Origin of the sequence: Seonamhaeicola aphaedonensis, from assembly GCF_003386195.1 — a bacterium.
GTDB classification, from domain to species: Bacteria; Bacteroidota; Bacteroidia; order Flavobacteriales; family Flavobacteriaceae; genus Seonamhaeicola; species Seonamhaeicola aphaedonensis.
This window is the reverse complement of sequence record NZ_QRDX01000036.1, coordinates 1-1,261: the sequence shown is the minus strand read 5'-3', so window position 1 is coordinate 1,261 and position 1,261 is coordinate 1. Positions and strand designations below refer to the sequence as shown.

The 1,261-nt window shown below is 27.8% G+C and carries 1 protein-coding gene; it reads right to left on the bottom strand.

Features of this window, described 5'->3' with window-relative positions; translation table 11 throughout:
- Positions 1 to 77: 77 nt before the first annotated feature.
- Positions 78 to 1,076, bottom strand: a complete 999-nt coding sequence (locus tag DFQ02_RS15000; RefSeq protein WP_181896436.1) for a tetratricopeptide repeat protein — start codon at positions 1,074 to 1,076, stop codon at positions 78 to 80.
- Positions 1,077 to 1,261: the final 185 nt, after the last annotated feature.

Sequence of the window (1,261 nt, the reverse complement as noted above, 5' to 3'; positions counted from 1 at the left end):
AGGCATTTGCTATCGTAAAAAGTGGATTACCTTACGATGAGAACTTTGTTTCTAAATTAGCTTAAAACACTTGTTTTTTAACTCAGTTCTTTGTTGTAGGTAGTTTTTTTACAGTTATTTTTTAATAATTCTATTCCTTTTTTCTGTCCGAGTTCAGATAGTTCATTCCAATCTTTACAGGCTAATTCCAGTTTTCCAATTTCATAATAAATAGCAGCTCTATTATAAAGTGCATCTATATTTTTTGGGTCAAGTTCATAGCTCTTTGTAAAGTTTTTTATAGAACTCTCATAGTCTTTATTTTGATAAGAATTAATTGCTTTATTGAAGTACTCTCCAGCTTTTTGAATTATTCTTGTATCTCCTCCATAAAAATGGTCTAACTGATAAAAAGAATTAGTGAAAAACTTCATTGAAATTCCACGAAATGTCTTAGTTTTCTCGTCTTTCAAAACAAATGGCATTTCTAAAGTTTCAAGATGTTTAAACCTCTTTAAATCCCATAGTTTATAGGATTTATCAATTACTTTTCTTACTCTTTTAATTTTATTAGAATCAGATGTATTTGAGTAACTGATTAAAGTATTTATCTCTCTATTTTTTAAATCAATTGTGATTACTCCTTTAGCTTTAAAATTACTATGTTTATTCTTAAATGCTTTGTTCAGTTCAAGTTCCAAACTCGACCTTAAAGTTGGTGTATAAAATTCATTTGCAATTTGATTTTTACTTTCTCCTTTTTCAATTTTAATTTCATTGAACAATTTTTGCTCTCTAACAAAATAGAATCTCTTTAATTTATCTATTTCCATTCCATCTATTCTTTCACAGAGAATCAGCGTGTCATTTTTTACTCTTTCTATTTCGTATCCAGAAGTTGAAGATGTTTTGATAAAGTTTTGATTTAGTGAGTATGGAAAACAAACCTCATTTACTCTATGAGTAGGGTTTCCATTAGTACACATTTCCATTTTTTTAAAAGTGTAATTAACGTAAGAAGAGTCAGTAAAGAAACGGTCAATTAAACTACTGCCATCTTTCATCTCAATCTTATATTTTATCCAATCTCCATTCAATTCCGAAATATTGACTTTTTGACAATACGACTTGATTGTAATTAAAAGGAATAATAAAAGTATGTTCTTCGTCATTTTTAAATTACCTACAACTCAGGGTTAAACGTAGTTCTGCTTTGAGAATGAAAAGATAATAAATTCTTGAGCAATAATTAGAGAAAAGCTCTTCCTTATAATCTCTAATT